The 25,926-nt window shown below is 68.5% G+C and carries 30 protein-coding genes, 4 tRNA genes and 2 rRNA genes (1 of these 36 cut by a window edge); 28 read left to right on the top strand and 8 right to left on the bottom strand.

The window, feature by feature from the left end; genetic code table 11:
- The 3 genes from MVG78_RS14140 to MVG78_RS14130 all read left to right on the top strand — a co-directional run.
- Window positions 1–1,475: ribosomal RNA gene (locus MVG78_RS14140) — 23S ribosomal RNA — on the top strand (it extends 1,268 nt beyond the left edge of the window).
- Window positions 1,476–1,671: 196 nt separating this feature from the next.
- A 5S ribosomal RNA gene (gene rrf, locus MVG78_RS14135) occupies window positions 1,672–1,786 on the top strand.
- A gap of 56 nt (window positions 1,787–1,842) precedes the next feature.
- Window positions 1,843–1,919: transfer RNA gene (locus tag MVG78_RS14130), tRNA-Met, on the top strand.
- 8 nt (window positions 1,920–1,927) lie between these two features.
- Here MVG78_RS14130 and MVG78_RS14125 read toward each other — a convergent pair.
- The 4 genes from MVG78_RS14125 to MVG78_RS14110 form a co-directional block, all read right to left on the bottom strand.
- A complete protein-coding gene (locus tag MVG78_RS14125) occupies window positions 1,928–3,766 on the bottom strand; it encodes an ABC transporter ATP-binding protein/permease (protein WP_247552487.1) in 1,839 nt (612 codons plus the stop codon).
- Entirely contained in the window at window positions 3,763–4,461 is a 699-nt protein-coding gene (locus MVG78_RS14120; protein ID WP_247552485.1) for a hypothetical protein, read from the bottom strand. Before MVG78_RS14120 ends, MVG78_RS14125 begins: the two co-directional genes overlap by 4 nt.
- 1 nt (window position 4,462) lies before the next feature.
- Window positions 4,463–4,624, bottom strand: coding sequence for a DUF1328 domain-containing protein (locus tag MVG78_RS14115; RefSeq protein ID WP_019462915.1), 162 nt, complete (start codon window positions 4,622–4,624; stop codon window positions 4,463–4,465).
- Between the two features lie 215 nt (window positions 4,625–4,839).
- Entirely contained in the window at window positions 4,840–5,583 is a 744-nt protein-coding gene (locus tag MVG78_RS14110; RefSeq protein WP_247552483.1) for a PhyR family response regulator anti-anti-sigma factor, read from the bottom strand.
- 51 nt (window positions 5,584–5,634) lie between these two features.
- Between MVG78_RS14110 and MVG78_RS14105 the strand changes: the two genes are divergently transcribed.
- The 7 genes from MVG78_RS14105 (at window position 5,635) to MVG78_RS14075 (ending at window position 10,695) form a co-directional block, all read left to right on the top strand.
- Entirely contained in the window at window positions 5,635–6,150 is a 516-nt protein-coding gene (locus tag MVG78_RS14105; RefSeq protein ID WP_247552481.1) for a sigma-70 family RNA polymerase sigma factor, read from the top strand.
- 182 nt (window positions 6,151–6,332) lie between these two features.
- Window positions 6,333–6,971, top strand: coding sequence for a sigma-70 family RNA polymerase sigma factor (locus tag MVG78_RS14100; protein WP_247552480.1), 639 nt, complete (start codon window positions 6,333–6,335; stop codon window positions 6,969–6,971).
- The gene (locus tag MVG78_RS14095; RefSeq protein WP_428480665.1) at window positions 6,971–7,177 is read left to right on the top strand and encodes a NepR family anti-sigma factor; all 207 of its coding nucleotides are present in this window, start codon (window positions 6,971–6,973) and stop codon (window positions 7,175–7,177) included. The genes MVG78_RS14100 and MVG78_RS14095 overlap by 1 nt, the downstream gene beginning before the upstream one ends.
- A gap of 68 nt (window positions 7,178–7,245) precedes the next feature.
- A complete protein-coding gene (locus MVG78_RS14090) occupies window positions 7,246–8,928 on the top strand; it encodes a sensor histidine kinase (RefSeq protein ID WP_247552478.1) in 1,683 nt (560 codons plus the stop codon).
- A 157-nt stretch (window positions 8,929–9,085) separates the two neighbouring features.
- Window positions 9,086–9,379 (top strand): hypothetical protein, encoded by a 294-nt coding sequence (locus MVG78_RS14085; RefSeq protein ID WP_247552476.1) that lies wholly within the window; start codon window positions 9,086–9,088, stop codon window positions 9,377–9,379.
- Window position 9,380: 1 nt separating this feature from the next.
- Window positions 9,381–9,794, top strand: a complete 414-nt coding sequence (locus MVG78_RS14080) for a hypothetical protein (protein ID WP_247552474.1) — start codon at window positions 9,381–9,383, stop codon at window positions 9,792–9,794.
- A gap of 172 nt (window positions 9,795–9,966) precedes the next feature.
- Window positions 9,967–10,695 (top strand): RraA family protein, encoded by a 729-nt coding sequence (locus MVG78_RS14075; RefSeq protein ID WP_247552472.1) that lies wholly within the window; start codon window positions 9,967–9,969, stop codon window positions 10,693–10,695.
- Window positions 10,696–10,741: 46 nt separating this feature from the next.
- Here the strand turns inward: MVG78_RS14075 and MVG78_RS14070 are convergent, their stop codons facing one another.
- On the bottom strand, window positions 10,742–12,250 hold the full coding sequence (locus MVG78_RS14070) for a serine hydrolase domain-containing protein (RefSeq protein ID WP_247552470.1): 1,509 nt from the start codon (window positions 12,248–12,250) through the stop codon (window positions 10,742–10,744).
- 315 nt (window positions 12,251–12,565) lie between these two features.
- On the opposite strand from MVG78_RS14070, the gene ffh reads away from it, so the two are divergent.
- The 12 genes from ffh (at window position 12,566) to MVG78_RS14010 (ending at window position 21,267) form a co-directional block, all read left to right on the top strand.
- Window positions 12,566–13,951: a signal recognition particle protein gene (gene ffh, locus MVG78_RS14065; RefSeq protein ID WP_247552468.1), complete on the top strand. Its 1,386-nt coding sequence runs from the start codon at window positions 12,566–12,568 to the stop codon at window positions 13,949–13,951.
- Window positions 13,952–13,981: 30 nt separating this feature from the next.
- Entirely contained in the window at window positions 13,982–14,314 is a 333-nt protein-coding gene (rpsP, locus tag MVG78_RS14060; RefSeq protein WP_247552466.1) for a 30S ribosomal protein S16, read from the top strand.
- Between the two features lie 30 nt (window positions 14,315–14,344).
- Window positions 14,345–14,881, top strand: coding sequence for a ribosome maturation factor RimM (gene rimM, locus MVG78_RS14055; protein ID WP_247552465.1), 537 nt, complete (start codon window positions 14,345–14,347; stop codon window positions 14,879–14,881).
- Window positions 14,878–15,606: a tRNA (guanosine(37)-N1)-methyltransferase TrmD gene (gene trmD / locus MVG78_RS14050; protein ID WP_247552463.1), complete on the top strand. Its 729-nt coding sequence runs from the start codon at window positions 14,878–14,880 to the stop codon at window positions 15,604–15,606. The genes rimM and trmD overlap by 4 nt, the downstream gene beginning before the upstream one ends.
- Before the next feature lie 16 nt (window positions 15,607–15,622).
- On the top strand, window positions 15,623–16,021 hold the full coding sequence (gene rplS, locus MVG78_RS14045; protein WP_247552461.1) for a 50S ribosomal protein L19: 399 nt from the start codon (window positions 15,623–15,625) through the stop codon (window positions 16,019–16,021).
- Between the two features lie 62 nt (window positions 16,022–16,083).
- Window positions 16,084–17,502, top strand: a complete 1,419-nt coding sequence (gene leuC / locus MVG78_RS14040; RefSeq protein WP_247552459.1) for a 3-isopropylmalate dehydratase large subunit — start codon at window positions 16,084–16,086, stop codon at window positions 17,500–17,502.
- Entirely contained in the window at window positions 17,502–18,128 is a 627-nt protein-coding gene (gene leuD / locus MVG78_RS14035; protein WP_247552458.1) for a 3-isopropylmalate dehydratase small subunit, read from the top strand. Before leuC ends, leuD begins: the two co-directional genes overlap by 1 nt.
- Complete coding sequence (gene leuB, locus MVG78_RS14030) at window positions 18,128–19,240, top strand: 3-isopropylmalate dehydrogenase (protein WP_247552457.1); 1,113 nt, start codon at window positions 18,128–18,130, stop codon at window positions 19,238–19,240. Before leuD ends, leuB begins: the two co-directional genes overlap by 1 nt.
- Window positions 19,241–19,310: 70 nt before the next feature.
- Window positions 19,311–19,387: transfer RNA gene (locus tag MVG78_RS14025), tRNA-Arg, on the top strand.
- Window positions 19,388–19,542: 155 nt separating this feature from the next.
- Window positions 19,543–19,619: transfer RNA gene (locus MVG78_RS14020), tRNA-Arg, on the top strand.
- A 124-nt stretch (window positions 19,620–19,743) separates the two neighbouring features.
- Window positions 19,744–21,120: an FAD-dependent oxidoreductase gene (locus MVG78_RS14015; protein WP_247552455.1), complete on the top strand. Its 1,377-nt coding sequence runs from the start codon at window positions 19,744–19,746 to the stop codon at window positions 21,118–21,120.
- Window positions 21,121–21,191: 71 nt separating this feature from the next.
- A tRNA-Glu gene (locus MVG78_RS14010) sits at window positions 21,192–21,267 on the top strand.
- A gap of 113 nt (window positions 21,268–21,380) precedes the next feature.
- On the opposite strand, the gene MVG78_RS14005 is transcribed toward MVG78_RS14010, so the two are convergent.
- The gene (locus MVG78_RS14005; RefSeq protein ID WP_247552454.1) at window positions 21,381–21,830 is read right to left on the bottom strand and encodes a CBS domain-containing protein; all 450 of its coding nucleotides are present in this window, start codon (window positions 21,828–21,830) and stop codon (window positions 21,381–21,383) included.
- Between the two features lie 215 nt (window positions 21,831–22,045).
- Here MVG78_RS14005 and MVG78_RS14000 point away from each other — a divergent pair, with 215 nt between their 5' ends.
- Window positions 22,046–22,279, top strand: a complete 234-nt coding sequence (locus tag MVG78_RS14000; RefSeq protein WP_247552452.1) for a hypothetical protein — start codon at window positions 22,046–22,048, stop codon at window positions 22,277–22,279.
- 113 nt (window positions 22,280–22,392) lie between these two features.
- Complete coding sequence (locus MVG78_RS13995) at window positions 22,393–22,977, top strand: septal ring lytic transglycosylase RlpA family protein (RefSeq protein ID WP_247552450.1); 585 nt, start codon at window positions 22,393–22,395, stop codon at window positions 22,975–22,977.
- 86 nt (window positions 22,978–23,063) lie between these two features.
- Here the strand turns inward: MVG78_RS13995 and MVG78_RS13990 are convergent, their stop codons facing one another.
- A complete protein-coding gene (locus tag MVG78_RS13990; RefSeq protein WP_247552448.1) occupies window positions 23,064–23,399 on the bottom strand; it encodes a hypothetical protein in 336 nt (111 codons plus the stop codon).
- 192 nt (window positions 23,400–23,591) lie between these two features.
- On the opposite strand from MVG78_RS13990, the gene cutA reads away from it, so the two are divergent.
- The 4 genes from cutA to MVG78_RS13970 all read left to right on the top strand — a co-directional run bounded on the left by cutA (window position 23,592) and on the right by MVG78_RS13970 (window position 25,459).
- On the top strand, window positions 23,592–23,960 hold the full coding sequence (gene cutA / locus MVG78_RS13985) for a divalent-cation tolerance protein CutA (RefSeq protein WP_247552446.1): 369 nt from the start codon (window positions 23,592–23,594) through the stop codon (window positions 23,958–23,960).
- Window positions 23,961–23,962: 2 nt separating this feature from the next.
- Complete coding sequence (gene panC, locus MVG78_RS13980; protein ID WP_247552444.1) at window positions 23,963–24,826, top strand: pantoate--beta-alanine ligase; 864 nt, start codon at window positions 23,963–23,965, stop codon at window positions 24,824–24,826.
- Between the two features lie 11 nt (window positions 24,827–24,837).
- The gene (locus tag MVG78_RS13975) at window positions 24,838–25,023 is read left to right on the top strand and encodes a hypothetical protein (RefSeq protein ID WP_247552442.1); all 186 of its coding nucleotides are present in this window, start codon (window positions 24,838–24,840) and stop codon (window positions 25,021–25,023) included.
- 289 nt (window positions 25,024–25,312) lie between these two features.
- Window positions 25,313–25,459 (top strand): hypothetical protein, encoded by a 147-nt coding sequence (locus MVG78_RS13970; RefSeq protein WP_247552440.1) that lies wholly within the window; start codon window positions 25,313–25,315, stop codon window positions 25,457–25,459.
- Between the two features lie 18 nt (window positions 25,460–25,477).
- Here the strand turns inward: MVG78_RS13970 and MVG78_RS13965 are convergent, their stop codons facing one another.
- Window positions 25,478–25,819, bottom strand: a complete 342-nt coding sequence (locus MVG78_RS13965; RefSeq protein WP_247552438.1) for a cellulose binding domain-containing protein — start codon at window positions 25,817–25,819, stop codon at window positions 25,478–25,480.
- Window positions 25,820–25,926: the final 107 nt, after the last annotated feature.

Genomic DNA, 25,926 nt, shown 5'->3' with positions numbered 1-25,926 from the left:
GAGAACCCCTGTCGCCGAAAGTCCAAGGGTTCCTGCGCAAGGTCAATCCGCGCAGGGTGAGCCGGCCCCTAAGGCGAGGGCGAAAGCCGTAGTCGATGGGAACCAGGTGAATAGTCCTGGGCCTGACAGACGTGACGGCTGCGAAATTCCGTCATCCCTTATCGGATTGGGATGGCGGCTGGAGCAGCCCAGGAAATAGCGCTGTCGATAAGACCGTACCCGAAACCGACACAGGTGGACTGGTTGAGAATACCGAGGCGCTTGAGAGAACCATGCTGAAGGAACTAGGCAAATTACTCGCGTAACTTCGGGATAAGCGAGACCCGCCGCTGGGCAACCAGAGGCGGGTGGCACAGACCAGGGGGTAGCGACTGTTTAGTAAAAACACAGGGCTCTGCGAAATCGAGAGATGACGTATAGGGTCTGACACCTGCCCGGTGCCGGAAGGTCAAGGGGAGATGTGCAAGCATCGAACCGAAGCCCCGGTAAACGGCGGCCGTAACTATAACGGTCCTAAGGTAGCGAAATTCCTTGTCGGGTAAGTTCCGACCTGCACGAATGGTGTAACGACTTCCCCACTGTCTCCAGCATGGACTCAGCGAAATTGAATTCCCCGTGAAGATGCGGGGTACCCGTGGTCAGACGGAAAGACCCTATGAACCTTTACTGCAGCTTCGCAGTGGTGCCAGGAAGGAACTGTGTAGGATAGGTGGGAGCCATCGAAACCCGGGCGCCAGCTCAGGTGGAGGCAACCTTGAAATACCACCCTGTTTCTTTCTGGCATCTCACTGAGCCCGGTCAGCCCGGGCCAGGACCCTGCGTGGTGGGCAGTTTGACTGGGGCGGTCGCCTCCCAAAGTGTAACGGAGGCGCGCGATGGTGGGCTCAGGCCGGTCGGACATCGGCTGTTGAGTGCAAAGGCATAAGCCCGCCTGACTGCGAGCGCGACAGCGCGAGCAGAGACGAAAGTCGGCCTTAGTGATCCGGTGGTCCCGCGTGGAAGGGCCATCGCTCAACGGATAAAAGGTACTCTAGGGATAACAGGCTGATCTCCCCCAAGAGTCCACATCGACGGGGAGGTTTGGCACCTCGATGTCGGCTCATCGCATCCCGGGGCTGGAGCAGGTCCCAAGGGTTCGGCTGTTCGCCGATTAAAGCGGTACGTGAGCTGGGTTTAGAACGTCGTGAGACAGTTCGGTCCCTATCTGCCATGGGTGTTGGAGACTTGCGAGGATCTGTCCCTAGTACGAGAGGACCGGGATGGACGCACCTCTGGTGCACCGGTTGTGGCGCCAGCCGCATCGCCGGGTAGCTAAGTGCGGAACGGATAACCGCTGAAGGCATCTAAGCGGGAAACCAGCCTCAAAACCAGGTCTCCCCAAGGGCCGTGGAAGACCACCACGTCGATAGGTCGCAGGTGGAAGTGCAGCAATGCATGCAGCCGAGCGATCCTAATCGCCCGATCGAACTCCATCTCCCCCACACCGCAGCCCCCCTCAACAAGGGGACACCGCGCGCAGCACCAAAGCGCACCCGCTCACCACACACACTCACACACCCACCCAACACGCCCCCTCAGAGCAGCCCGCACGCCACAACAGCAGCCTGCCCCAGATCCCCCCATCACCCCAGCATCTGGTCGTACACACTACACCCGGTTCCCATCCGGTGGCCTGGTGGCCCTAGCGAGGCTGCCACACCCGATCCCATCCCGAACTCGGCCGTGAAACGCCTCAGCGCCCATGGTACTGCGTCTCAAGACGCGGGAGAGTCGGTCGCCGCCAGGCCGCCCGATGGGAACCCAATCACAACTTACGACCAGTTCAGCACACTCAGATCCCAACGCGGGGTGGAGCAGCCCGGTAGCTCGTCAGGCTCATAACCTGAAGGTCACAGGTTCAAATCCTGTCCCCGCATCCAAACGCTTGTTAAACATCCTCCCGCACACGCCGTCGGATCGTCAGCTTAGGCAATCGGTCGCCGATCCGCCGCAGCTTCACCTGGGGACGTGGTGGGATGGCCAGCTTCGCGCCTTCGGGCCCACGCTGCAGCATCAGCACCCGATGATGGAAGAACTCCAGCCCCGGCCTGTGTCCGATGGAAATCAATGCTGAGCCCGGGAGTTCCTCGATCAGCATGCGCATCATCATGTTCTGGTTCTCTTCATCGAGGGCAGCAGTCGCCTCGTCCATGAAGATCCAGCGCGGCCTCTGGATGAACAGACGTGCGAAGGCGAGGCGCTGCTGCTCCCCCAGGCTCAGCAACTGGTCCCAGCGTTCTTCCTGGTCAAGCCGGTCGCACAGCCTGTCCAGCCCCACGCGCCGCAGAGCCGCACAACTGATCTCGTCATTTGCTTTCTCTGCCCCCAGGGGATAGGCCAGCGCATTGCGCAGTGTCCCGAGCGGAATATAGGGCCGCTGTGGCATGAAGATCGTGCTCTCAGCGGGCGGCATGCGGATCTCGCCGCTTCCCCAGGGCCAGACACCGGCGAAGGCGCGGAACAACGTGCTCTTGCCCGTCCCCGACGCCCCCTTGATCAGCACGCGCTCGCCGGCCCGTATCTCGCCGGAAGCCTCGGCGATCACCACGGAGCCATCGGCGAAAGCCACCTGCACATCCCGGAAGGACAGACTCTCGGGGTCCTGGCCCCCTTGCGGGGCAATGCTACGCGCGATCACCGGGTTCTCCGGGTGCGACACCATGTCCTCAACCTGCTTCAACGCTTCCTGGAAGGTGAGCAGCCGCTCGACGCTGCTGCGCCATTCGGCGAGGCGCGGGAAATTGTCCACGAACCAGTTCAGGGATGATTGCACCGAGCCGAAGGCGGAACCGATTTGCATCAGCCCGCCCAGAGTGATCGCGCCGGAGAAATAGGATGGCGCCGCGACCACGGTCGGAAAGACATAGGTCAGCATCCCATAGGCACTGGTCAGCCACATCAGGCGGCGTTGGCTCTGCATCAGCGCTTTCACCGCCGCGGCCGTATGAGCGAAGATCCCATCAAGCGCACGCCTCTCGTCGTGCTCCCCCCCGATCAACGCGATGCCTTCGCTGTTCTCCCTTGCCCGCACCAGGCTGAAACGGAAATCCGCTTCACGCGATGTCCGGAGGAAATTCAGCATCACCATCGGTCGACCGACGAGATAGGTGAGAACAGACCCTGCCACCGCATAGATCAGCGCCGCCCAGACCATGTAGCCAGGGATCACAACGTCCTGCCCGAAGAGCGTGAGATAGAGCGGCCCCGAGATGGTCCAGAGAATGCCGATAAAGGCGATCAGCATCACCACGGCGTTGAAGATGCCAGTCGCGAAATCCAGCGCCATCTCCGTGGCGGCCCGCACATCCTCGGCGATGCGCTGATCGGGATTGTCCGCGCCTCCGGCCTTCTCCATCTGATAGTGCCGGGCGTCGGTCATCCAGGCCCCGACCAGCTTCCGCGTCAGCCATTGCCGCCAGCGAAGCTGCGTGAGCTGCTTCACGTAAAGCTGGTAGACTGCCGTGATCATCGAGGCGAGGGCCAGCAGCAGGAAGAGCCACATCTGCCAGAAGAACTCGTCCCGGTCGCGATTCTCCAGTGCGTTGAAGAAATCGCGGTTCCAGAGGTTGAAACGGATCTGGATGACGATCTGCAGCAGCGTCAGTACGAAGAGGCCTAGCACCATCCAGCGCGCGGACCGCTCCTGCCAGAAATAGGCGCCGGACAGTTTCAGGAAGCCGCGCAACGCACCGGTCTGGATCTGCACCTCGCGGGTGCGTGGGTTCACGGGCGCTTCTCCGCGGGGCTGGTCAGGGCGCCCAATGCCGCAAGATTGGCGCCGATGCGCTCGGCATCCACGGCCCGGCCATGCTCGCCGCTGACACCGCGGCCGGAGGCGGCGATTTCCCGCCCGACCGCCAGCCGGTCCCCCATCGCCTCCGCTACGCTGGGCGGCAGGCGGATCACCATCCCGTCCTGGAGGATCACCCCCATGCTGTCGCCTTGGGGTGTGTAGAGGGGCGCCACGATCTGGCCGGAGACCTCGACATCCTGTTGGCCGGAACGATAGGTGCCAATGCCCCAGCTCGGCCGCTCCACGAAGCGGGGCGCCGAGTTGGTGTCCTTCGCCCAGGCCAGCATGATGATCACCGGCGCCTTGCGCGCCCGGATGCCCCACACGACGATGCTCTGTCCTGGAGCGACCTGGCGCTCCACCTCGCTGCCGACAGGGCCGGGCAAGATGATCTGCGGCCCCTCGCGGAACAGCAGCCGGTCGATCTTGCCTTCGGGGTTCAGGAGATAGCGTTCAACCACGCCCGTGAAGGAGGGAAGTTGCGTGGGGTCGAACCACAGCCTTCCATCCTCCGTGCTGGGCGGCGCGATACTGCCGCTGGGTCTGTTGCGGCCAGCCTCCTGTGCCATCGCCCCGCCGGCGGCCAGGCCGCCGAGAGCGAGCGCCAGGACAGGGGCCGGCCGCCACACGTCACACCCAGCCGCGTCCCGCGACGAGCGAGATCAGGAAGAGCACAAGGAAGATGACGAAGAGGATCTTGGCGATGCCGCTGGCGGCGGAGGCCACGCCGCCGAAACCCAGCACGCCGGCGACCAGGGCAATGATCAGAAAGATAACAGTCCAGTAAAGCATGGCAATGTTCCTCAACCTTGCGGTCGGTGAACGTGCGCCCCCCGGGCCAGTTGCCGAGCATTCTTCGGAAGCCCGCAACGTGTCCCGCGTGTCACGATCGGGCCCATTCCGGAGAGTCGTGAGCGATGCCGGGGAAAAGGGCAAACGGCCCCTGGAAGGGGCCGTTCGTCTTCGCGCTGCCCCGGTGGCGCGGCGGCCACCGGGAGAGGAAGGGATCAGCCGAGCCGGACGCCGCCGGACACGGCCTGGTAGGTGGCGATGGCCAGGGCCACCGGCTCGAAGGGCTTGCTGATGATAAAGGCCGGTTCCAGCCGTTCCGCCGTGAGCAGCCGTTCCGGATAGGCGGTGACGAAGATCACCGGGATCTTCTGCTCGCCGAGGATACGCTCCACTGCCGTGATGCCATCCCCGCCTGGGCCCAGATTCACATCCGCGAGGATCAGGCCGGGGCGTAGCGACCGCGCCAACTCCACCGCCTCGGCCTCGTCGGAGGCCATGCCGACCACATGGTGGCCGCAGCCTTCCACGAGCTGGCGGATGTCCATGGCGATGATCGGCTCGTCCTCGATCACCAGCACATCCGTCGCGGCCGTGGCGCGGAGGACGGAGTGTGCCGTCTCCAGCTCGGACTCCGCCGCGGACTGTTCCAGGCCGACGACCAGGGCCGCATCGCGGATCGGCAGGTCCTCCAGGGCGGTGAGGAGCAGGAGCTGCCGCTGCCGCAGGCTCATCGTGCCCTCTCCCTCTTTCCCATCATTCTCCCGCCCTGCGGCGTCCGTCGCGATCCTGGCGGTCACGCCCGCGTAAAGGGCCAGATGGACCGGCACCTGGGGCAATCCCGCGCGCAGCGCGTCCGCCACCAGCCTGTCGCCCGCCTCCTGCCCACCCGCGAGAGCGCGTGCATAGCGCCGTGCGTAGGGCAGGGCCCGGAGAAGCTCCCCCTGCGTGACAGCGTTCATCGTGCTACTCCCTCACCGGCGCCGCTTCCGCGCCCTCGACCGAAGACAAGAATGGACCATCCCAGCACCGATTTTCGCGCCGGCCTCGCACAGCTTCTTCCCGATCTGCGTGCCTTCGGAAGGTTCCTGGCACGCGACGTCTCCGTCGCTGACGATCTGGTCCAGGAAACCCTAGTTCGGGCACTCAGGGCGGAAGCGCAATGGCAGGCCGGAACAAGCTTGCGTGCGTGGAGTTTCAGCATCTTGCGCAATGTCTTCTACGAAAGCCGCCGCCGTGGCGCGAGCGAGCGGCGGATGCTGGATGCCGTGCGGCCGGAGGAAGAGGAGCGTGCCGAAGGTGGCCAGCATGCCCGGCTGGAAGTCGCGGGGCTGGACCGGGCCCTGGCCGGCCTGCCGGCGGAACAGCGTGAGGCGCTGGTGCTGGTCGGGGCTCTGGGATTTTCCTACGAGGAAGCGGCCGGGATTGCGGGCGTGGCGGTCGGCACGCTGAAGGCGCGCGTGTCCCGGGCCCGGGCCCGGCTCGCGACCAGCTTCGCTCCGAAGGAAGAGGCGGACGAACCCATCTAATGCATTGAATTCATGTAAAAACGAAAAAAAGCAAGAAAACGCGCCTTCGGCGGCAACCGATTTTCGCGCTCGTGCATTGACCGCCGCCCCCCCCCCCCCCCCCCCCCCCCCCCCCCCCCCCCCCCCCCCCCCCTCCCATGAAGGCCGGCTTGTTCGCCGGCCACGATATGCGGAGTAGCGACATGAGCCAGACCGCCGACACCCAGACCGCGACGTACGAAGGTGAGTTCAACTTCCACGACCTGCTCACCACCACACTGCCGCGGCTCCGGGTGCAAGCCCTGGCGCTGACGCGTAACCGTGCCGATGCTGATGATCTGGTGCAGGCCGCCGTGACCTCGGCTCTGGCCGCGCGCCACTCCTTCACCCCCGGCACCAATTTCGGCGCCTGGATGTTCCGCATCCTGCGCAACCGCTTCATCTCCGACATCCGCCGCAAGCGCGAGACGGCGGATCTGGACGATGTGCCGAGCAGCGCTTTTGCCCGCCCGGGTGCGCAGGAGGATAGCCTGGTGATGCGCGAACTGCGCATCCACATGGCCCGCCTGCCGGTGGAGCAGCGCACCGCCCTGGTGATGGTGACGGTGCAGGGCATGTCCTATGAGGAAGTTGCTGCGGCGATGAACTGCGCCGTCGGCACCGCGAAATGCCGCGTCTTCCGCGCCCGTCAGACGCTGCAGCGCTGGCTGACCGGCGAGGAGCGTGGTACCGGTCGCGCGACGAGTCGTCCCGCCGCCCAGCCGCGCCGTGCCGCCGTCTCGGGCAAGGGCCGCGCCTCCATGACGGCCGATGAAGGGGATCGGGCAACCATCTTCGGTTAATGGACGGCAAACCGAAAAAAAAGGGACGTCCCATGCCGCTGGCCGGTCAGAGGCCTGAGGAAGCCGGACGGCAATCGGAAAGTACTTCCGATGCAGCCTTCAACAAGTGGCTCCAGATGGGCTTGCACACCATGTTCGATGACGTGGCGAGTGAGCCGATTCCCGAGGATCTTCTCAAGCTGATCGAGCAGGATCGGGAAAAATGACCGGCAGGCCCGTCCCGCCACAGCGCGCGGGGCGGGTCGTCGGCTTCCTGGCAGGCATCAGAGGTCGCATGACCGCCCTGCTCATGGCGGCTGGCGTACCCGTGCTCGTGATTGCCGCCACCAATGCGATGCAGGGACGCGAGGCGACCTTCGAGGAGGCTTCGCGCCGTCTGGCGACCCAGCGCGAGCTGGTGCTCGTCCAGGCCGCCGCCAAGGTCGATGGCATGACCGCCATGCTGCAATCCCTTTCGCGCATCGACCTTCCGCACAACGGTTCCGGCGAAGGCTGCGCGAGCGAGTTGCGCCGGGTGCTGGAGCTCTATCCCGGCCGCTACGCCAATCTCTGGATCTCCGATGGGGAGCACGCCCATATCTGCTCCGCCCTGCCGGAGGCGAGGGCCGTCATGCCGCCGCGGGACCGGATCAACGCCGCCCTGCCCAGCGGGCTTCCGGCCTTCGGGGACATCGTCCCGGCCGATGGTGACCAGCATGCCAGGCTTCCCTTTGCCCTGGCGCTGTCCCGCCCGCCCGGTCAGCCTCGCGTGCTGGTGGGAGGCACGCTGCTGCTGAGCAGTTTCCTGCGCCCTGGCCTTTATCCCGTTCCCGGGCAGTTCTCCTGGCTGGTGGACGGGCAGGGGGAAGTGGTCCCCTTACAGGGCGGGGAAGCAGATCTCGCACCGCGTGACCTCGCGATCCTGAGCCCACCGGAGAGCGTGGTGCAGGCCACCGCCCGCAATGGCGCGGAGATGTCCTATGCCGTCGCGCCCTTCGGCCCGGGCCTGCGGATCGTGGTGGGGCAGGCCTATGAACCGGTCCGGGCCACCGCCTGGAGCACGCTGCTGCAACGCATGGCGGAACTCTCCGCCTTCCTGCTGGTCTGTCTGGTTGCGATCGTGGTGGGCGCGGATCTCGGCCTGGTGCGGCCGCTGCATTCCCTGACGGAGCGGGTGAAGCGCTGGCGCCCCGGCATGGTCTTCGAGCGGGCACCCAATGGCATCGAGCCGCGCGAGGTGATCGAGCTGGAGCAGGCCTTCGACGACGCGACGCGCGCGCTGGCGGCGCGGGAAACGGATCTCGTCGATGCGCTGGACCAGCGCGACGCGCTGATGGCCGAGATCCATCACCGGGTGAAGAACAACCTGCAGATCGTCTCGTCCCTGCTGAACCTCCAGGCCAACCGCATCCGCGATTCGAAGGTGCAGGCGGAGTTCCGGGCGGCGCGCGACCGGGTGCGTGCCATCGCCACACTGCACCGCTACCTCTACACGCAGCAGTCCTTCGAGGCGATCGCGCTGCGTCCCTTCCTGGAGGAGCTGGCGACCCAGCAGTTCTCCTCCCAGGGGGAGGTGGCCGGCGAGAGGCTGAAGCTGCGGATCGAGGCGGAAGGGGACTTGCGGATCTCCACCGACCAAGCGGTGACGGTCGCGCTCTTCGTCACGGAGGCGGTCAGCAACGCCGTTGCCCATGGCTTTCCCGGCGATGCCACCGGCACCGTCACCGTGCGCGTCACGCGGGACGGCCCGGATGTGATCCTCGATGTCCATGACGACGGCGTCGGCCTGCCCGCCAGCGAGGCCGCGCCACGTGGCCTGGGCCTCGGCCTGCAACTCCTGGACGGTTTCGCACGCCAGCTTGGCGGGCGCCTGCTGCGGGAAGATGGCCCAGGCACCTGCTGGCGCGTCCGCTTCCCCCTGCACGAGCGTGCCGCCCCCGCGCGCAACCTTGGGGACCGGACGCGCAGGGCCGCCTGACCGCCCGGAAAGCCGCCGGTCATGGCCGTGGGCCATGACCTGAGCCATGGCCGTCTGGGCACAGGCCCACGCCCTCTCGCAGCATGCTCTCGCCAAGTGGCAACCGGTTCTGCAACGTGACGTTGCGACCTCGACCGCGTGACCACAGGAGACGACGATGTCAGAGCAGTCCCAGCCCGGCCGGGAGGCCAGGGCACAGGCGGAGGCCACGGCCTCCGATGTGCGCGCCCAGATCGCCGACCTGCGCCGCAAGGTGGAGGGGCTCCTCGCCGAACGTACCGATTCGCTGAACCGTGGGGTGGACCGGGTGGAAGCCTATGCGGGGGATGTCGCCGAGTCGGTGCAGTATCGCTACGACGATTTCCAGGAACGGGTGCGGGAACGGCCGGTGACCTCGCTGCTGATCGCGGCGGCCATCGGCTATGTCATCGCCCGCCTGACGGGGCGCTGAGATGATGCTGCGCGCGCTCCGCCTCGTGGGCATGGCGGCCCAGGCCGAAAGCCGCCGCCTGAAGGTGCAGGCCGGGAGCAAGATCAACCAGTTGCTCTACTGGCTGATCGCCGCCGTCTTCGGTCTCGCCGCCTTCATCATGCTGCATATCCTCATCTACAACTTCGCTTTCTTCCATGCCGGGGCCGTGGGTGCCGCGGCGATCCTGCTGGCGGTGGATCTTGTCCTGGCGCTGGTTCTGGCGCTGCTTGCCTCGCGCAGCGGCCATTCCAACGCGGAGATCGAGGCGCGGGCGGTACGCGACGTCGCGCTGTCCGGCGCGGCGGAGGAGGTCTTCCTCGGCGTGGCACGCAAGAGCGCGCCGATCGCGGTGCTGGGCGGCATCCTGCTGACGCTGCTGCTGCGCCGCCGCTGAGGCTGGTGAGCGGAGCCTGCCGCCATGGCACAGGCTCCGCGTCCGGGCTGCGTATTCTGGCATTTGACCGTTGCGCCCGCGACCGGGAGGATGCGCCCGACCCAGCCCCGGCGCCGCCCCGCCCTGCCATGATGATCCTGGCCGGGCCGGCGGAAGGAGCGGCGCCCCCGGGATGGCTGGCAAGGAGACGGACATGGCCGAGTATCCCTTCACCGCCGCGGATCTGGACGCCCTGCGGCAATGGGACACGCCCACGATCTGCAACGCGCTGGAACTGGTGGTGCCGCACCGGCGCGGCTACGGCTTCACCATCCGCCCACTGGTCGCCTCCGACCCGACGCTGAAGCCGGTCTGCGGCCTGGCCCGCACCGCGACGATCCGCGCCGCCTCGCCCTCCGGCCGGGCGCGGGAGGTGGACCGCGCCGCCCGGCTCGGCTGGTACGAGTATGTGGCGGATGCGGCGATGCCCACCGTGGTGGTGATCCAGGACCTCGACGACACGCCCGGAACCGGCGCCTTCTGGGGTGAGGTCCATACCAATGTCCATAAGTCGCTGGGTGCGCTGGGCGTCGTCACCAATGGCTCGATCCGCGACCTCGACACCGCCGCCGCCGGATTCCAGATGCTGGCGGGGGTGGTGAACCCCTCCCACGCCTATGTGCATGTGGTGCAGTACGGGCAGGAGGTTTCGGTGCACGGCATGGCCGCGCATCACGACGCGGTGGTGCATGCCGACCGGCACGGCGCCGTGGTCGTGCCGCATGACGCGGTGACCAAGCTGCCCGCCGCGATCGAGCTCTGCATGCGGCGGGAGGCGGTGGTGCTGGATCTGTGCCGCTCGCGCGACTTCTCCGTGGCGGCGCTGAAGGAAGCACTCTCGAAGGCCGACGAGATCCACTGACGGCTTCGCCGCGCTCCCTTTTCAGGAGAGCGCGGCGGCCGGCGCGTCAGGCGCGCCGGAATTCCAGCACGCGCGACCGGTGCGAGGCGAGGCGCAGGCGTCCCTCGCCAGCAGGGAAGAGGCAGATCCGCATGGTCGAGCCGTTATGCGTGCGAGAGGCCAGGGCGCGGCCACCCGGCAGCGGCGTCAGCGCGGTCCGCACGCCCGGGATGCCGGGCAGTTCGGCGTTGCCATCGGCCCGGATGCTCAGCCGCGCGCCATAGGCGTCGTCCCGCCATTCGCCGACAAGGGAGGGGGCCAGCGCCAGCCCTGGCGGAACCGGCAGGAGGTGCTGCGCCATGCGGCCGACATGGCCACGCAGGCTGCCATCCGCCTCCGCCTTCAGCGTGGCTTCCAGATAGACGGGCAGGGTCCGCACCCCGCCCGCCCCATCCGCGAAGAGCCGGTCCGTGGTGCCCATGAAGGTGATGGTGTCGCCCGTGGCCTCGGCCCAGAAGGGGCCGCTGGCCGCCGCGTAGAGGCCGGCGGGCAGGCCAGCGGTGGCGGGCAGGGCGCGTCCCGTCCAGGCGGAGACGATGCGGAGGGCGTTCCAGAGCGGGTCCGCGTCCTCGCGGTTGCAGAGGACCACCACGCCCAGGCCGAGCGAGGGCGAGAGGAGGATATGGTCCTTATAGCCGGGCAAGGAGCCGCCATGGCCGAAAAGCGGGACATCCTCGGCCAGGACCGGGGCATTCAGCCCCAGGCGGTAGAAGCCGCCCAGCGGCTCCCGCGCCGCCTTCAGCCGCGCGAGCATCCCCTCCAGCGGGCCGCGCCCGGCCATCAGCGCCGCGCCCCATTTGGCCAGGGTGGCGGCGCTGCCCGCCAGCCCGCCGGAGGGCGAGTATTGCAGCCCGTAGCGGCCGCGGCGCCATTCGCTGCCATCGTGCCAGTAGCCGGTGGCGAGACCGGTGACCGGCTCGGATTCGTCCTCGGGGAAGTGGACCGCCTCCAGCCCCAGCGGGCGCAGCAGGCGCTCGCGCAGCAGTTCCGCATAGGAGCGCCCGCGCTGCTCCGGAAAGACATGCTGCACCAGCCGGTAGCCCGTGTTGGTGTAGGTCATCTCCGCGCCGGGGATGCCGTTGATGCCGGGCAGGCGGCGGATGGCGTCGAAGGCTTCCGCCCGCGTGATCGAGGCGGAGGAGGGCAGGCCCGCCAGGGACAGCGTCTCCATCAGGTCCGGCAGGCCGCCGGTCATGTCCAGCGCCTGGCCCAGCGTGACGGCGCCCACCGCCTCCGGCAGTTCCGGGACCAGGCTGCCCAGCGGCGCGGCGAGGTCCAGCCCCTCCAGCAGTACGGTGGCGGTGCAGAACTGCTTGCTGATGGAAGCCCAGCGGTTCGGTGTATCGGGCGTGAAGGGCGTGCGGGTTTCCAGCGAGGCGAAGCCGCCGCCGAAGCCTTCCAGCACCCCATCCGGCCCGAACAGCACGATGGCGCCGCCCGGGCCGCCGGCCTCGGTCCAGCCTTGGGCGATGGCGTGGGCTTCCCCGGCGGCTCGGCGTGGGTCCAGGGCGATCATGCGGCGACTCTCCTTGACGCGTCGGCGCGCATGGCGGACTGCGGCGGGCGCGGCGTCAAGCCGGGTGGCGGCGCGGGCCGCCTTGCGGCATGCCGGCAGGGCGATGAGGATCGACCCGATCCGCCTCCACCCCGCCGATGCCTGGCTGAGCCTGCCGGGCCGGGACGAAGTGCTTGACCCGGGGGCGGGGGCGGCGTAGAGCCCCCACATCCGGGACATGTCCCGCAAACCGGTCGGCTGCCCAGGGTGGCCGGCTCCGCCGCTCCGCGAAGGCTCGCGCAGCGGCGCGAACCGCATTGGAGTTTTGGCGCCCGCATGTTCGAAGCGCTGTCAGGCAGGCTGAATGGGGTGTTCGACCGGCTCCGCCGGCGTGGCGCCCTGTCCGAGGCCGACGTGGCGGAGGCGCTGCGCGAGGTTCGCGTGGCGCTGCTGGAGGCCGACGTCGCCCTGCCGGTGGCGCGGGACCTCATCAACAAGGTCCGCGAGCGCGCCGTCGGGGTGGAGGTCATCAAGTCCGTCTCCCCGGCGCAGCAGGTCGTCAAGATCGTCCACGACGTGCTCGTGGAAGCCCTGGGCGGCGGCGAGGGCGATGACGGCAAGCGCGGCATCGACATCAATGCACCGGCCCCCGTCGCCATCCTGATGGTCGGCCTGCAGGGCTCGGGCAAGACCACCACCTCCGGCAAGATCGCGCTGCGGCTGCGCACGCGCGAGCGCCGGAAGGTGCTGCTGGCCTCGCTGGACGTGCACCGCCCCGCCGCGCAGCTCCAGTTGGAGACGCTGGCGAAGCAGGCCGAGGTCGGTTCGCTGCCGATCGTCGCCGGGCAGGGGCCGCTGGAGATCGCCGCCCGCGCCCTCGATACGGCGCGGCGCGAGCTCTACGACGTCGTCATCCTCGACACCGCCGGCCGTCTGGCGATCGACGAGGCGCTGATGGCCGAGGTCGCCCAGGTCAAGGCCATGGTGAAGCCGCACCAGACGCTTCTGGTGGTGGACGCCATGACCGGCCAGGACGCCGTGAACACTGCCCGCGCCTTCCAGGAGAAAGTGGGCGTCAACGGCATCGCCATGACCCGCGTGGACGGCGATGCCCGTGGCGGCGCCGCGCTGTCCATGCGTGCCGTGACCGGCGCGCCGATCCGCCTGCTGGGCGCCGGCGAGAAGCTGGACGCGCTGGAGGATTTCCACCCCGACCGCATCGCCAGCCGCATCCTGGGCATGGGCGACATCGTCTCGCTGGTGGAGCGCGCCGCCGAGACCATCGACCGTGAGCAGGCCGAGAAGCTGGCCGCGAAGATGCAGAAGGGGCAGTTCGACCTGGAGGACTACGCGAACCAGCTCAAGCAGATCGGCAAGATGGGTTCGCTTTCCGGCATCCTCGGCATGCTGCCCGGCATCGGCAAGATGAAGGCGCAGCTCGAGAACGCCAATCTCGACCAGTCGATCCTGAAGCGTCAGGCGGCGATCATCTCCTCCATGACCGTGCAGGAACGCCGCAAGCCGGACATCATCAAGGCGTCGCGCAAGAAGCGCATCGCCGCCGGCTCCGGCGTCACGGTCCAGGAAGTGAACAGGCTGCTCAAGCAGTTCGACGACATGTCCGCGATGATGAAGCGGATGAACAAGCTCGGCCAGAAGGGACTGATGCGTGGGGGGCTTTCCGCCCTGCTGCCCGGTGCCGGCGGCCGACGGCCCTTCTAACCCCTTTCCAAGCTGTACTGAGAGGACCTCATGGGACTTAAGATCCGCCTTGCCCGCGCCGGTGCCAAGAAGCGCCCCTACTACCACATCGTGGTGGCCGACAGCCGCTCGCCGCGCGATGGCCGTTTCATCGAGAAGCTGGGCTCCTACAACCCGATGCTGCCGGCCGACCATGCCGAGCGCATCCGCCTGCATGACGAGCGCATCGCTCACTGGCTGAGCCAGGGCGCGCTGGCCACCGACCGCGTGGCGAAGTTCCTCGGCAAGGCCGGTCTGGCCCCGATGCCTGAGTTCCGCGAGCAGCCGAAGCAGTCCGCGCCGAAGAAGAAGGCGCAGGAGCGCGCCGCGGCCGCGAACGGCTGAGGCGAAGGCGGAGGTTCCTGAGGCACACCGATGGGTGCGAAGCGTATCCTGGTGGGCGAGTTCGGCCGGCCCCATGGCGTGAAGGGGCTGCTGCGACTGCGCTCCTTCACCGAGGCGCCGGAGGCGATCGCCGCCTATGGCACGCTGACCGACGAGAGCGGCCAGCGGAGCTTCGCCGTCGAGGTGCTGCCGGGCGGCCTGGCCCGCGTGCGGGGCGTGAGCGACCGTGACGCGGCGGCGCGGCTGACCGGGGTGCGGCTCTATGTCCCGCGCGAGGCCCTGCCGCCGACCGAGGAGGACGAGTTCTACCTGTCCGACCTGATCGGCCTCTCGGCCGTGGGCGAGGATGGGGTGGTGCTCGGCCGGATCGTGTCGGTGGACGACTTCGGCGGCGGCGCCTTCGTGACCCTGCGCGACGCGAAGGGGCGGGACCGGGAGATTCCCTTCACCCGCGCCTGCGTGCCGGTGGTCGATGTCGCCGGCGGGCGCTGCACGGTGGTGCCGCCGGAGGAGATCGTGGTGCAGCCCGAGAGTGACTCGGAGAAGGGGGAAGGGGAGGCCGCATGAGCTGGCGCGCCACCATCCTGACCCTTTTCCCCGAGATGTTCCCGGGCACGCTGGGCCATTCCCTGGCCGGCCGCGCGCTGGAGCGGGGCGACTGGAGCCTGGAGGCGCGGCAGATCCGCGAATTCGGCACCGGGCGCCACCGCAACGTGGACGACACGCCCTTCGGCGGCGGCGCCGGCATGGTGATGCGGCCGGACGTGATCGACGCGGCCTGCGGGGCCGTCATGGCGGAGGGGGATGAGCGTCCCCTGCTCTACATGACGCCGCGCGGGCGGCTGCTCGACCAGGCCCTGGTGCGCGACATCGCCGCCGGGCCCGGGGTGGTCGTGCTCTGCGGCCGCTACGAGGGGCTGGACCAGCGTGTCATCGAAGCGCGTGCCATGACCGAGGTCTCGATCGGCGACTATGTCCTGTCCGGCGGCGAGCCGGCGGCCATGGTCCTGCTCGATGCCTGCGTCCGGCTCCTGCCCGGCGTCATGGGGGCGAGCGAGAGCGGGGAGGAGGAGTCCTTCTCCCACGGCCTGCTGGAATACCCGCACTACACCCGCCCGGCCGAATGGAACGGCCGCCGCGTGCCCGACGTGCTGCTCTCCGGCCACCATGCCGAGGTCGCAAACTGGCGCGCGGCGCAGTCCGAGGCCGCCACGCGCCTGCGCCGCCCGGATCTCTGGGCCCGCCACACAGCATACGTGGAAGCGTCGGACGCTTCCCACATCAACGGTTAAGACGAGGACAACACAGATGAACCTGCTTCAGCAGTTCGATGCGGACCAGAAGGCCCGCCTGACCGCGAACCGCGCCACCCCGGACTTCCAGGCCGGCGACACGGTGCGCGTGATGGTGAAGGTGGTCGAGGGCGAGCGCACCCGCACCCAGGCTTATGAGGGCGTCGTGATCGCGCGCTCCAACAAGGGCCTGCACAGCAACTTCACGGTCCGCAAGCTGTCCTATGGCGAGGGCGTGGAGCGCGTCTTCCCGCTCTATTCCCCGAACGTGGCGGAGATCGCCGTGGTCCGCCGCGGTAAGGTGCGCCGCGCCAAGCTGTACTACCTGCGTGGCCGCACCGGTAAGTCCGCCCGCATCGCCGAGCGCACCATGACGCGCGAGACGGCGGCGCCGGCGGAAGGCAAGCAGGCCTGAGCGCCCGCAAGGCCCGCCCCGGCAACGGTGCGGGCCTTTTTTGACTGCAGGAGGATCGCACGATGTCGGCAACCAAGCCGCGCACGCTGTTCGACAAGATCTGGGACGCGCACGTCGTCGAGACGTTGCCCGACGGCACGGCGCTCCTCTACATCGACCGGCACCTTACCCACGAAGTCACGTCGCCGCAGGCCTATGAGGGCCTCCGCCAGGCCGGCCGCAAGGTGCGCCGCCCGGATGCGACGATCGCCGTGGTGGACCACAACGTTCCCACCGACGCGACCCGCTTCACCGGTGTGAACGAGGCCGAGAGCGCGCTGCAGATCGCGACGCTGGAAAAGAACGTCAAGGAATTCGGCGTTCCCTACATCCCGCTTTCCGACAAGCGGCAGGGGATCGTCCATATCATCGGGCCGGAGCTGGGCCTGTCCCTGCCGGGCATGACCATCGTCTGCGGCGACAGCCATACCTCCACCCATGGCGCGATGGGCGCGCTGGCCTTCGGCATCGGCACGTCCGAGGTGGAGCATGTGCTCGCCACCCAGACGCTGCTGCAGAAGCCGGCGAAGAACATGCGCATCACGGTCGATGGCAAGCTCGGCTTCGGCGTCACCGCCAAGGACGTGATGCTGGCCATCATCGGCAAGATCGGCACCGCCGGCGGCACGGGCCATGTGATCGAGTTCGCCGGCGAGGTGATCCGTGGCCTCGACATGGCCGGCCGCATGACGATCTGCAACATGTCGATCGAGGCCGGTGCCCGCGCCGGCATGGTGGCCCCCGACGAGACCACCTTCGCCTATGTGGCTGAGCGCCCGATGGGGCCGAAGGGCGAGGCGCTGGAGCGCGCGATCCAGTACTGGCGCACGCTGCCCTCCGATCCGGGCGCGCATTTCGACACCGAGGTCACGCTGGACGGCAGTGCCATCGTGCCGCAGGTCACCTGGGGCACCTCGCCGGAAACGGTGGTGCCGGTGACCGGCCGCGTGCCCGACCCGGCCGAGCAGGCGGACGAGGCGAAGCGCGCGCAGATGCAGCGCATGCTGGACTATATGGGCCTGACGGCGAACATGCCGATGGAGCAGGTGAAGATCGACGCGGTCTTCCTCGGCTCCTGCACCAACGGGCGCATCGAGGACATCCGCGCCGCGGCGGAGGTTCTGAAGGGCCGCAGGATCGCCCCGGGCGTGCGCGCCATGGCGGTGCCGGGCTCCGGCCTGGTGAAGGAGCAGGCGGAGCGGGAGGGTCTGGACAAGATCCTCATCGAGGCCGGCTTCGAGTGGCGCGAGGCGGGCTGCTCCATGTGCCTGGGCATGAACCCGGACAAGCTGAAGCCCGGCGAGCGCTGCGCCTCCACCTCGAACCGCAACTTCGAGGGGCGCCAGGGCCCCGGTGGGCGCACGCACCTGCTGAGCCCGGCCATGGCCGCCGCCGCGGCGGTCACCGGACACCTGACCGATGTGCGGGAGATCATGCGCTGATGCAGCCCTTCACCACGCTGACCGGCATCGCGGCGCCGCTGCCGCTGGCCAATGTCGATACCGACATGATCATCCCGGCCCGCTTCCTGAAGACCATCGCGCGCACCGGCCTGGGCAAGAGCGCCTTCGCCAACATGCGCTACGCGGCCGATGGCAGCGAGAAGCCGGACTTCGTGCTCAACCAGGAACCCTATCGCAAGGCCGAGATCCTCATCGCTTTCGAGAATTTCGGCTGCGGCTCCTCGCGCGAGCATGCGCCCTGGGCGCTGCTGGACTTCGGCATCCGCTGCGTCATCGCGCCGGACTTCGCGGACATCTTCCACAACAACTGCTTCAAGAATGGCATCCTGCCGGTGCGCCTGCCGCATGCCGTCTGCGAGAAGCTGATGGAGGATGCCAAGCTGGGCGGCAATGCACGGCTGACGGTCGATCTCGCGCGCCAGGTGGTGATCCGCCCGGATGGGGAGGAGATCCCCTTCAACGTGGATCCGCTGCGGAAGCACCTGCTGCTGAATGGCCTGGACGATATCGGCCAGACCATGGAGCATGCCGCCGCGATCGACGCCTTCGAGACACGCAAGCGCGCCGCGCAACCCTGGATGTTCGGGACGGGAACCACTCTTTGATGACGGCCAACAAGAAGATCCTGGTTCTGCCGGGCGACGGCATCGGCCCCGAGGTGATGCGCGAGGTCCGCCGCGTCATCGACTGGATGAACCGTCGCCGCACCGCCTCCTTCACCGTGGAGGAAGGGCTGGTCGGCGGCGCCGCCATCGATGCCGAGGGGACGCCCTGCTCCGACGAGACCGTGGCACGGGCCAAGGAGGCGGATGCCGTGCTCTTCGGCTCCGTCGGCGGACCGAAATGGGACAACCTGCCCTTCGAGCAGCGGCCGGAGCTCGGCATCCTGCGCCTGCGCAAGGAGCTGGGCCTTTTCGCCAACCTGCGCCCCGCCACGGTGCTGGCGCCGCTGGCCAGCGCCTCCTCGCTGAAGGCCGAGATCGTCAGCGGCCTCGACATCATCATCGTGCGTGAGAGCACGGGCGGCATCTATTTCGGCGAGCCGCGCGGCGTCGAGGTGATGCCGGACGGCAAGCGCCGCGGCATCGACACCGAGGTCTATACCGAGGACGAGATCGCCCGCGTCGCCCGCGTCGCCTTCGAGCTCGCGCGCAGCCGCGGGCGCAAGGTCACGAGCATCGACAAGGCGAATGTGATGCAGTCCGGCCGCCTGTGGCGCGCCGTGGTCGGGGAGGTGGCGAAGGCCGAATTCCCGGATATCGACCTGCAGAACATGTATGCCGACAACTGCGCCATGCAGCTCGCCTCGAACCCGAAGCAGTTCGACGTGATCCTGGCCGGCAACCTGTTCGGCGACGTGCTGTCGGACCTGGCGGCGGCGCTGACCGGCTCGCTCGGCATGCTGCCTTCCGCCACGCTGGGCGCGCCGGATGCCTCCGGGCGGCGCCATGCGCTCTATGAGCCGATCCATGGCTCCGCGCCGGACATCGCCGGCAAGGGCATCGCGAATCCCTGCGCGCAGATGCTGTCCTTCGCCATGCTGCTGCGCTGGAGCTTCGGCATGGAGGAGGATGCGGCGCTGATCGAGCAGAGCATCAACAACGTGCTGGCCGGCGGCCTGCGCACGGCGGACATCATGTCGCCCGGCACGGCCCGCGTCGGCACCTCCGTGATGGGCGATGCCATCCTGCGCGAACTCGACAAGCTGGCGGGCTGACACGTGCTGAAAATGGGGGAGGGGCTCTTGCGCTTCCCCCGGCACCGCAGTATCAGGCCGCCACTGGCCGGCGCCCGTAGCTCAGCTGGATAGAGCACCAGACTACGAATCTGGGGGTCAGAGGTTCGAATCCTTTCGGGCGCGCCAGAAATTCTCCTGACAGATCAAATCATTCCAGACCCCGGTGCGGCTCCGCAGCGGGGTTTTTCGCATGGCCGGGCGCATGACAGATCCGTGTCGAAAAACCGTCACGGCGCCATTGCGCCGCCGGGAAGCCTCGGCTATCACCCCGCCACTGGCCGGCGCCCGTAGCTCAGCTGGATAGAGCACCAGACTACGAATCTGGGGGTCAGAGGTTCGAATCCTTTCGGGCGCGCCAGTTCCTTCACACCGATCCGAGCATGGCCACGCCGAAGCCGGCGGGTGATATGCCGAAATCCCCTGCGCAACCTGTCCCGCAACCGGGCTTTCCTGCACTGAACGCAGGGGAGGACCAGGCGCCCATGGCCATGCAGACCGCGGAGACCGTGATCATCGGAGCCGGGCAGGCAGGCGTGCCGTTGGCGCGTGCCCTGGCTGAGGCAGGCCGGGATGTCCTGCTGATCGAGCGTGATGCCCTCGGTGGGTCCTGCGTCAATTTCGGCTGCACGCCCAGCAAGGCGGTGATCGCCTCCGCCCGACTGGCTGCCCAGGCCCGCCGCGCGGCCGAATGGGGTGTGCGGATTCCCGTCGTGGAGGTGGATTTCGCCGCCGTGATGGAACGGGCCCGTTCCCTCGTGGCGGAGCAGCGGGGCGAACTGGAGGGGAGCTTCCGCCAGCCCGGCGCACCGCGCCTCCTGCGAGGCGAGGCCCGGATCGAGGGGCGCGAGGACGGCCGCTTCCGCATCCGCGTGGGGGAGGCGGTGGTGCTGGCCGACAGGCTGGTGCTGGACACCGGCTCCCGCGCGGCGTGGCCGGACCTGCCCGGGCTGGAACAGGTTCCGCTGATCGACAGCCGGAACTGGATCGAGCTGCGCGAGCGCCCGGGCCATCTGCTCTTCCTGGGCGGTGGCACCATCGCGCTGGAGCTGGCGCAGGCCTACCGCCGCCTGGGATCGGCCGTGACCATCATCGAATCCGGCCCGCAACTCACGGAACGGGAGGACCCGGACGTGGCGGAAGTCCTGCGCGGGGTCCTGGAGGCCGAAGGGATCGCCATTTATCTGGGGGCGAAGCCCAGCCGGGCGGAGGCGGCAGGCGAGGGGGTGCGGCTTCACCTGGAGGGGCGGGTGCTGGAAGGCACGCATCTCTTTCTCGCCGCCGGGCGCCAGGCGAACACGGATGCGCTGGGGCTGGACAGCATCGGCCTGCACCCTGGCGAGAAGGGCATACTGGAGGTGGACGATCACCTGCGGACCGGGGTGGAGGGGGTCTTCGCCGTCGGCGACATCCGGGGCGGGCCACAATTTACCCACACCGCCTATGACGATTTCCGCATCCTGGAATCCCTGTTCCTGGGGGATGGCGCCCGCACCACGCAGCGCATCGTGCCCTATGCCATCTTCACGGAGCCGGAACTGGGGCGCGTGGGCCTGTCGGAGCGGGAGGCCCGCGAATCCGGACGGCCCTATCGCCTCGGGCGGAAGCCCATGACGGAAAGCGGCAAGGCCCGCGACATCGGCCGCACCGAAGGCTTCATCAAGGTCCTCTCCGACCCCGGGACGGGAGAGATCCTCGGTGCCGCGGCCCTCTGCGATTCGGGGGCCGAGGTGGTGCAGCTCTTCGTGGAACTGATGAATGCCAGGGCGGGCATCCGCACCATGCTGGATGGCGTGCACATCCACCCCACCCTGAGCGAGGCCGCCAAGAACGCCGTTGCCGCTTTGGAGGGGCAGAGCTGAAAAACCGCTTCTCTGCCCATGGACGCGCGCATCGGGGCAGGCTAGTTAGCCGCCAACGCCTCTCCGGTCTTGTCCCGTTCGTCTAGAGGCCTAGGACACCGCCCTTTCACGGCGGCGACACGGGTTCGAATCCCGTACGGGACGCCACCTTTCCAGCCCTCGTGGATGTCAAAAGGCTGAGCCGGGGCCAATCCGTAAGGCGGGCGCCGTCCAATTTGCATCCCCGGCGGCCGCCTTCGCCAGGCCAGGCCAGGGCGGGACTATCCAGCCGTCACGTAATCCCGCAGGGCCTCCGCCTCGCCCACCGCCTGCTCGATCCGGGCCTTCACCAGGTCCCCGATCGAGACGATGCCGCAAAGGGTCTCGCCTTCGTAGACCGGCAGATGCCGCACCCGGCGGTCCGTGACCATCTCGAGGGCCTTGATGATCGGCGTGTCCGGTGTCACCGTATAGGCCACGCGCGTCATCACATCGGCGGCCACCAGCCCGTTGACCGAACCCGCATCGCTGGCCAGCGCCCGAACGATATCACGCTCGGACAGGATGCCGAGGACGGGGCCCGTCCCTTCCGCCTCCCGCACGAGCACGGCGCCGAGCCGGTGCTGCACGAGGACGCGCGCCACCTCCACCAACGGCAGTTGCGGCCGCACGCTGATCACCTCGGAGCCCTTGTTGCGCAGGATGGTCTTCACCGTCATCGTCGCCTCCACCGCCTGCCGGCTTTCCTCCGCCGGTTGAGGCCATGGTGGCCGTGGGTGGGGCGCCGGTGACAAGCGGAAACACCTGACACTCACCGCGCCGTGATGGGCCATGTCTTCCGCGCCCGTGGTTCCCATACGGCGAGGCAGGGGTGACGGCCCCCGGTCCATGCGGATAAGCAGCAGGCCCGTCCCTGACGGCCTCGGGCGAAACGATCAAGGAACGCATGTCGGCAAAGCTCTGGTCCCTCGGAACCTTCCTCGTGGCGCTCGGGGTCGCGGCCTATGCGGTGGGCTGGGACACCCTGCTCTGGGTGCCACGCCGGATTATGGATTCACTGGTCTGGGTGCCGGGTGCGATCCTGGACACCGTGCGGACCTCGCCGGCCACGGCGCTCGTGATCGGGCTGGGCATTGTGCTGATGGTGGCCGCGCGGCTGATCGGCCGGAACCGGGGATAGGGGCCAGGGATAGGCACCGGGCACGACCACATCCCCTTGCGCCGGCAACTCCGGGTCACGAACTGGGCTTCCTGTCACGGATGGGGATCCGCAACGGGAAGGGGGAACGGCGCTTGACCGGATGGAAGACGGCGATCCTGGGGATCGCGATGGTGGCCTGTGCCATGACGGGCGGGGTGGCTGCAGCCGAGGCCGCCAAGCCGCGTGCTGCCCCCCGGCAGCACCACGGCAGCCACCATACGAACCACCCCGCCAGCCATCCCGCCGGCCATGCGGCGGCGCAACGCCATGCGCATGCGGCGGAAGCCGGACGGCATGCCTCGCCGCGCCATGGGGCGCAGCGGCAGGCCCTGCGGGAACAGCGCGGCCATGCCTCGGTCTATTCCCGGCGCCTCGCGGGGCGGCCCATGGCGGATGGCGGCCGCTTCGACCCGAAATCCGACACGGTGGCCAGCCGGACCTTGCCGCTGGGCACGCAGGCCCGCGTGACGAACCTGCGCAACGGCCGTTCGGCCGTTGTCAGCGTGCGTGACCGGGGGCCGCACCGGGGCGGCCGCATCCTCGATGTCAGCCCGGGTGTCGCGGCCCGTCTGGGCATGCCGGAAACCGGCACGGCGCCGGTGGCGATCGTCGCATTGTCCACCCCCGGCCTCGCGGGCCGCGCCGAAGCCGCGCCAGCGGCACGGACCGGCCGCTGACGGGACGGGCTGGGCCCAACCGGGATGGCGGTGCCTCGTCGGAACCGGGGGCAGGTGGCCTGACCTTCACGGGCCCCGCGGGCGGGTCACCGCGGTGATGCGGGCGGCTTGGCCAGTGGCTTCGCCTGGGTTTCGGCCCGGGCCCTGACCACCGAGGTCTCGAACTCCCACGGCGTCATGTCCAGCACCAGGCGCCCTTCCGGCGCATCCCGCAGCAGGCCGGCCGGCACGGAGAAGGGGGCCGTCCCGATCCCCAGCGCCGGGTTGGGCAGGATCTTCACCATGGGCGGGGCGCCGGCGACGCCGGCCACGGTGCCGATCCGCGTCTCGTCCATGGCCCAGACCTCCTTGCCACGCAGGTCGTCCGGCCCGCGCAGGTTGGGTGCCGCCGCGAGCGGTGTTGTCGCGAACAGCGCCAGCATCAGCCCCGGCATCAGCCATCGGAGCAACCGAGAAGTGTGGCACCGGCTCGGCCGCGCACGGTCCCGGGCATGGGGAAGGGACGGAAGCATGTCGGTGGGCTTCTTGCATTCTCCATCGCCCAATGCCAGAGCCGCGACGGCCCCCGGCGGGCCGCGGGATGCCCGTCCCGGCGCCCCGGCCGGATCGTGGGCATGGAGATGGCCCGCGACAGGGAGAAAGCCGGGATGGGGATGCAGGAAGGCTTCGTCGTGCTGTCCTCGACAGTGGGTAGCGACGCCAGGGCGCGCGACATCGCCAGCGCCCTGGTTTCGGCGCGGCTGGCGGCCTGCGTGCAGGTCACGCCGGTCGAAAGCACCTATCGCTGGCGGGGCGAGGTGCAGGCCGGGCCGGAATTCCTGCTCCAGGCAAAGACCACGCGGCAAAGGCTGGCGGAGGCGGAGGCACTGATCCTCCGCCTGCATGACTACGAGCTGCCGGAGATCCTGGTTCTTCCGGTCCTGGGCGGATCGGCGGCCTATCTGGACTGGATCGATGCCAACACCCGGCCGGAGGAAGCATAGGGATGACGGAGACCTCGCCACGCGCCATGCGGATCTGCCGGACGATCGGGGAGGTCCGCGCCGCCCGTTCCCGCCATGCGACGCTGGGCTTCGTGCCCACCATGGGCTTCCTGCATGCGGGGCATCTGAGCCTGGTACGGCAGGCCAGGGCCGCCTGCGGGGCGGTGGCGGTCAGCATCTTCGTCAACCCGACCCAGTTCGGCCCGAATGAGGACCTGTCACGCTACCCGCGCGACCTGCCACGCGACCTCGCCTTGCTGGAGGCGGAGGGGGTCGATCTGGTCTTCGTGCCCGAACCGGCGACCCTCTACCCCGCGGGCTTCGCCTGTCACGTCGAGGTCGGTGCCCTGGGCGAGCGGCTGGAGGGTGCTGTCCGTCCGGGCCATTTCAACGGCATGGCGACGGTGGTGCTGAAGCTGCTCAACATCCTGCAGCCCGGCGCCGTCTGGTTCGGGCAGAAGGATGCCCAGCAATGCGCCATCGTGCGGCGCATGGCCACGGATTTCGATCTGCCATGCCGCATCGAGATCGGCGAGACGGTGCGCGAGCCCGACGGGCTCGCCCTGTCCAGCCGCAACACCTATCTCAGCCCGGAGGAGCGGGGCATCGCCACGACCCTGTTGCGGGCGCTGGAGGCGGCGCGGCAGGCGGCCCTCGGTGGGGAGCGCGACGCGGAGGTGCTGCGGCGGCTGATCCGCGACATGGTCGGGCGGGAGCCACAGCTGCAACTGGACTATGCCAGCATCGCCGATGCCGCGACGATGGAGGAACTGCGGACCGTCACGCCGGAAGCCCTGGCCCTGGTGGCCGCGCGGCTCGGGCGGACCCGGCTGCTGGACAACATGCGCCTGATGACGCCTGGCTGAGCCGCCCACGGATGGACCCTCTCACGCGCCTGCTGATCCAGATGGTGCAGTGGTGGCGCCATCCGCCCGGCCGCCGGAAGGCGATGGTCATCCTGGTGGCCCTGGCGCTGTCGCTCCTGCTCGTGACGATCGAGAGGACCCTCGGCTGGCCGAGCTGGCTGCGGACGGAACCGGTGCCGATCCGCCGCCTGCCCTGATCCGGCGGGTGGGGCCGGCAACCGGGACCGGCTATCCGGATGGCGGCAGGGTTGCGCGGCCTGGGCTGGACCGACACGGTGCCCTGCCGCAGCTTCGGCCGCGATGTTCAACCGATCCGCGTGGGGACTCCTGCGGTCCCTCCTTCTGGCTTTCCTGATCGTCTCACCCCTGACGGCCGGTGGCGCCGGCCTGGTTCCCGTCACCTGCTCCGTGGCACTGGCCGCCCCCTCGATGGCGGCGGAAAGGGATCAGGCCGCGCCGCGCCCGAGCTGCTACGGAGGCCGCGCCGTGGTCCAGTTCGGCTGGACGCTGGTGGATTACGGCGTCGCCACGATGAAATACGTGATCGGCCTGTTCCTCGTGATCCTGGGCTTCCTGTTCCTGATGCTGGGCTATGTCCTCAGCGTCCTGGATCTCCTGCTCTGCTGGCGGTGAGCGGACCCGGCGCGGCGGTCAGCCCTGGCAACCGGGGGAGGGGTGAGGAAGCGGCGGGCCGGTATCGTCCCAGCATGTCCTGATGACGGGAATCTGGGGCGGACCATTGGCGATCAGCCCGATCGTCGAGCTTTGCCCCGGATGCAGCGGGTCCGTCCCCTCGGGATGCAGGCGGATGAGGTGCCCCTGCACGGCCTGGCCGTCATGCCGGGCATTCCAGACTTCCAGGATCTGCCAACTTGGAACCAGGCAGAGTGTCCAGCGCCGCATGGAGGTCTGTCCCCCGTTGGTGATGACGATCTCGGCCTGGAAGCCCTGGCTCCAGGTGCTGACGATGCGGAACTGGACATGGAGCGACAAGGCAATTTTCCCAGCCCGTGAGAGTGTGCTCCAGAGTGTCTATATTAAGAGACTATTGAGAAAAACGCATCAGGGGTTGCCAAATCACGAAAGCGGAAGCGAAAGCA

It is taken from the genome of Roseomonas gilardii subsp. gilardii (assembly GCF_023078375.1).
Classification (GTDB): domain Bacteria; phylum Pseudomonadota; class Alphaproteobacteria; order Acetobacterales; family Acetobacteraceae; genus Roseomonas; species Roseomonas gilardii.
The sequence above is the reverse complement of the archived record's forward strand: the minus strand, read 5'-3'. Positions and strand labels throughout refer to the sequence as shown.